This is a genomic window from Rhizobacter sp. P3_B12 (assembly GCF_056402895.1).
Window position 1 is genome coordinate 1 of the sequence record NZ_JBFUGN010000440.1, and the last position, 4933, is coordinate 4933.

General features: G+C 65.1%; 7 protein-coding genes. 2 read left to right on the forward strand and 5 right to left on the reverse strand.

The features are described from left to right. Nucleotides 1-1199, forward strand: a 1199-nt coding sequence (locus tag AC1D01_RS20655; RefSeq protein ID WP_477869577.1) for a right-handed parallel beta-helix repeat-containing protein, incomplete at its 5' end; no start/stop codon positions are given. A 16-nt stretch (nt 1200-1215) separates the two neighbouring features. Here the strand turns inward: AC1D01_RS20655 and AC1D01_RS20660 are convergent. From AC1D01_RS20660 to AC1D01_RS20670, 3 genes are all read right to left on the reverse strand, one after another. Next, entirely contained in the window at nt 1216-1500 is a 285-nt protein-coding gene (locus AC1D01_RS20660; RefSeq protein ID WP_477869579.1) for a hypothetical protein, read from the reverse strand. A gap of 252 nt (nt 1501-1752) precedes the next feature. Then, nucleotides 1753-2190, reverse strand: coding sequence for a hypothetical protein (locus AC1D01_RS20665; RefSeq protein ID WP_477869581.1), 438 nt, complete (start codon nt 2188-2190; stop codon nt 1753-1755). After that, complete coding sequence (locus AC1D01_RS20670) at nt 2184-2789, reverse strand: peptidoglycan recognition protein family protein (RefSeq protein WP_477869583.1); 606 nt, start codon at nt 2787-2789, stop codon at nt 2184-2186. Before AC1D01_RS20670 ends, AC1D01_RS20665 begins: the two co-directional genes overlap by 7 nt. Before the next feature lie 274 nt (nt 2790-3063). Between AC1D01_RS20670 and AC1D01_RS20675 the strand changes: the two genes are divergently transcribed. Further along, nucleotides 3064-3351, forward strand: coding sequence for a DUF1294 domain-containing protein (locus AC1D01_RS20675; RefSeq protein ID WP_477869585.1), 288 nt, complete (start codon nt 3064-3066; stop codon nt 3349-3351). Between the two features lie 10 nt (nt 3352-3361). Here AC1D01_RS20675 and AC1D01_RS20680 read toward each other — a convergent pair whose 3' ends face one another. Together AC1D01_RS20680 and gnd are read right to left on the reverse strand one after the other, a co-directional pair. Continuing rightward, nucleotides 3362-3676 carry a hypothetical protein gene (locus AC1D01_RS20680; protein WP_477869587.1) on the reverse strand — a complete coding sequence of 105 codons (315 nt, stop codon included), beginning with the start codon at nt 3674-3676 and terminating at the stop codon, nt 3362-3364. Between the two features lie 11 nt (nt 3677-3687). Then, the coding region (gnd, locus tag AC1D01_RS20685) for a decarboxylating NADP(+)-dependent phosphogluconate dehydrogenase (protein ID WP_477869589.1) at nt 3688-4933 on the reverse strand (1246 nt) is incomplete at its 5' end.

Genomic DNA, 4933 nt, shown 5'->3' on the forward strand with positions numbered 1-4933 from the left:
GCGTGAAGCCCGGCGACATCATCGAGCTGCGCGCCGGCACCTACGACGGCGCGGTGATCCGCAACCCCGGCACCGCCGAGGCGTGGATCACGCTGCGCGCGTACGCGAAGGAGCGTGCGGTGATCCAGGGCACGGGGCGCGGGCCGTCGATCTACTTCTACCACCGCACCTGCGACGAAGAGGCGCCGAAGGGCACGGTGTGCCAGGCGATGTACTGGCAGGTGCAGGGGCTGGAGGTGCGCGGCAGCGCCGACGGGCAGGAGGAGGGCTATGCGATCAAGATCGACACGCCGCATGTGCGGCTGCTCGACAACGACCTGTGCTGCTCGCGGGTCGATGTGGTGAAGCTGGTGCGCACCGCGGACGACGTCGAGATCCTGCACAACCGCATCCACCATCCGAACGCGAAGATCGGCGACAACGCGCAGGGCATCGACATCGTCGGTGCGGACCGCACGCGGGTGGCCTTCAACCACGTGCACGACATCCCGTCGATCGGCCTCTATGCGAAGGGCAACTCGCGCAACACGGTGTTCGAATTCAACCGTGTCGAGCGGACCTGGTCGAACGCGATCATGCTGGGGCAGGAGACCGACGACGACCGGCTGGTCGACGGGCCGTACGAGACCTACGACGGCGTGATCCGCGACAACGTGATCAGCGAGGTGGGCTGGGCCTGCCTCGCGACCTCGTCGTCATGGCGGCCGCGCATCCACAACAACACCTGCTGGAACACCGGGCTGCTGACGCACGGGTCGGTGCTGGTGTCGAACGAGTCGGAGATCCACCAGGGCGGCACCGAGGTGTCGATCACCAACAACCTGATCGTCGGYGGCGCGAAGCTGCCGTTCATCCGCATCACCTCGGAGGCGATGAGCGACGCGCGCACGCTGGTGATCGACCGCAACGTGTATGCGATGCGCACCGGGGCGCCGGGGGTGTTCAGCTGGGAAGACAAGCGGGTCGTGAAGGTCGGGCTGGAGCGCTGGCGCGAGGCGACCGGGCTGGACCGGCACAGCGTGGTGCTGCCGTCGGCGGAGGGGCTGTTCGTCGAGGGGGTGTCGCTGCAGCCGAAGGCGGGCGGGGCGGCGTGGGATCAGCGGCTGGTGGCGGAGCCTGCGCTGGCGGGGTGTCCACCGAGGCCGGTGGTGGGGGCGAGGGCGGCGTGTCCGGTGGAGGCCGTGGGGCCGCGGCCGTGACTTCGCGTGATGAGGTTCAGGCCGGAGGTGGCACCGTCTTGACCACATGCCCCAGTATCAGCCGCTCGTTCAAGTTCGTCGTGAAGCTCCAGGCCGACTGAAGCCCATCGAGAAGGGAGAGTCGTGCCGCGTTCGCTTCATGTTCGATTTCTTCGGCCAGGCGGCAGGAGTCAGGTCCGAAATCCATGTTGATGCGAACCGTTTTGCACCAGGACGACAGCGCTGATCTTTCGTTGTCGGCGCTGGCTTGAAAAACATAGGTGCCTCCGATGAACTCGACAATGATGGTGTAGAGGCTCATCGTTCGGGCTTCATGGATTGCCGCAGCAGGAGGCGTTGTCGTCTTCATTGAAGGGGTCGATTGAGTGGGTGGATCGATCCGCGCCATCACACCCTCTCAACTGCCAAGGACGACTGCTTCGACGACGCGGCCGGTGGATTACACGTGAAGCACAAGGCTGTGCCAAGAGGGTCCTGTCACAGACAACGTTTGCGAGTACGTCTGTACCTGCTGTCGTTGATGGACTTGTCGTGGGCCGCCTGCTGTTTCAGGTCACAGGAAGGGCTTGAATCCGCAGTGGCGGCAATGGAGGAGCATGGTGGCGCCACCATCGAATGTCAGCGTTCCACTGCGCAGTTGATGGATGCTCCAGTGTGCTGAGCTGCCATCCACGAACGTGATCGTTCCCGTCGCATGACAGGGCGACCAATCCAGCGTGTGATGCGCGTCGTTCGCGTCGGCCTGCTTCGAGCGAGCGAGGAAGCGACGGACCTGCCGCTCGCCCAGCTTGAACGAGGCGCAGTCRACAGCCGGGTCGGTCTCTGTCGATGCCTTGACCGCATTCGCTTCCACGGTGACCGACTTGATCCTGGGCAAGTGGATCGGACACAGCGGCGGTTCGAATTCGGATCCCGCGGTGCAGCCGTTGCCGCCGGCCTGAACGGCGGCGCTGAATGCGAGAAGAAGTGACGCGATGCAGTGTTTCACCATCGTGCGGTACTGGCTTCGGTTGGGTTCTTGCGAGAGACAGTTGGATGGCGGAACACCTCTGAGAGCGGGATGTTCAGTGTGTTCGACAGTTCCTGAATCAACCATTGCAAGGCGGCATTCTGCGCTGGCGTGACCGGCTCGTAGGTCTTGAGCGCATCGGGCGTGCTTCCTCCGCGTGGCAAGGCTTCGCCGACAAGTTCGATGCCAATGGCATCGGCATTCGACGGATATCGATTGGGAACCGACTTGAGCTGTTCTCTTGCATTCTCTTGCGATGGGTTGAAGCTGTTGTTGAGCCGCTGTTCCGCAGTTGAGCAGCGTGCCTCCAGCATGCACCGGCTCCTCAGCTTGCCCGTGTGCCAGGTTTGCTTGCGCAACGAGGCGGTCTGGTAGAGGGTTCCGTCCTTGTCGATCAGGAAGTGGGCGCCGTTTGCGGATTGGCGTTGGTAGCTCTCCAGTGCGGACTGAGCGCTGCCTCCGCCGGTCTGGTGCACGATGAGCCCTCTGATGATCAACATCGGCGCTCGCTCGATGGCAGGGCGTATGGCCCTCACGATGCGACCGTCCACGACCAAGCCCTGGACATCGATGTTCAGCATATTTCTCCTCGGTCAGACGAGGCGTGCCATGAATGGCACGTGTGGTCGAACCCGCGTCGCTCCGGTTCATGTCGGAGCAAGCGCGGACGCTGTACTTCAGGGGGAAGGCGCGAGGGAGTTGCGCCGGGGAGCGTTGGATGCCGTGTGGCGAGCGCTCGTCTCCGGATGCACCTGATGAGGTGCCATGGAGAGCGGCGATTTGACTGCCAAGAGGAGGCTGCGTCAATACGGGAGTGTCACGTACGATCCGGCGCCACACTCTCCTGAATCAACGATGAACACCCGCTGGCCCTTGCTCTGGATCGCTGCGGCCTATGCCGGCTTGAGCCTGATCACGTTCGTCGTCTATGCGATCGACAAATCCGCAGCGCGCCGCAGGGGGCCGCGCACACCCGAGCGCACGCTGCACCTGCTGTCGCTCGCCGGCGGCTGGCCGGGTGCGCTGCTCGCGCAGCGGTGGTTGCGCCACAAGTCCGCCAAGGCATCGTTCCGGCGCGTGTTCTGGGTCACGGTCGCCGTCAACCTGCTGGGCTTCGCGATGCTGTCGACCAGCTGGCGCTGATCAGTGCGAGTCAGTCGCTCGAAGATGCAGACTTCGCAGAAGACTGCAGCTTCTCCCCGCCGCGCTTCATCACCTCGCCGGTCTTCTCGACCCCCTTGCGCACCACTGCGCCGGTCTTCTCCGCGCCCTTCTGGATCGCCGCCCCGGTGACCTCGGCCGCGTGCTTCACAGCGCTGCCGGTCTTCGTCGCCGCGGTCGACGCCGCATGACCGACGGCCGAGGCCGCGCGGTCGATCTTCGACGGCTCCTCGTCGGCCCGGGCCGTGCCCGCGGCACCGGCGATGAGACCCGCCATCAACAACGTGGTGCGCAAGATGTGCTTCATGTCGTTGCTCCTCAGCCGATCACTTCCGGCCACTCGGTATGGAACATCGTCCCCTCCGGCTTGTCGATGCGCTCGTACGTGTGCGCACCGAAGAAGTCGCGCTGCGCCTGCAGCAGGTTGGCCGACAGCCGCTCCGAGCGGTAGCTGTCGTAGTAGCCCAGCGACGCGCTGAACGCCGGCACCGGGATGCCGTTCGTCACCGCCAGCGCCACCGTCTCGCGCCAGTTCTGCTGCGTGCGGTTCAGCAGGTCCTTGAAGAACGGGTCCAGCATCAGGTTCGTCAGCTGCGGGTTGCTGCGGTACGCGTCGGTGATGCGGTTCAGGAAGCGCGCGCGGATGATGCAGCCGCCGCGCCAGATCGCGGCGATGCGGCCGAGGTCGAGCCCCCAGCCCTTCTTCTCGCCCATCGTCTTCATCAGGTCCAGGCCCTGCGCGTAGCTGATCACCTTCGACGCATACAGCGCGTCGTGCACCTTGGCCACCAGCTGCGCCTTCACCGGCGACAGGTCGACCTTCGGCCCCTGCAGCTGCTTGCTGGCCGCCACGCGCTGCTTCTTCTGCGACGACAACACGCGCGCCTCGACCGCCGCATTGATCGTGCTGATCACCACCGCGTTCTCGGCCGCGTTCAGCAGCGTCCACTGGCCGGTGCCCTTCTGGCCGGCCTTGTCGAGGATCAGCTCGACGATCGGCTTGCCGGTCTCGGCATCCACCTGCTCCAGCGCCTTGCCGGTGATCTGGATCAGGTAGCTCTGCAGCTCGCCCTCGTTCCACTGGTTGAAGATCGCCGCCATCTCCTGCGTCGTGAAACCCGCCGCCTTGAACAGGCTGTAGGCCTCGCAGATCAGCTGCATGTCGCCGTACTCGATCCCGTTGTGGATCATCTTCACGTAGTGGCCGGCACCGCCCGGGCCGATGTGGATCACGCACGGCTCGCCGTCGACCTTGGCCGAGATCGCCTCGAAGATCGGCTGCATCACCTCCCAGGTCGAGGCCGGCCCGCCCGGCATGATCGACGGGCCCTTGCGCGCGCCTTCTTCACCGCCCGAGACGCCGGCGCCGATGAAGCGCAGGCCCTTGCTGGCGAGGTAGGCATCACGACGCTCGGTGTCGGTGTAGAGGCTGTTGCCGCCGTCGATCACGATGTCGCCGGGTGACAGCAGCGGGATCAGCTGCTCGATCACCGCATCGACCGGCGCGCCGGCCTTGACCATGATCTGGATCTTGCGCGGGGTGGCCAGGCTCTCGACGAAAGCC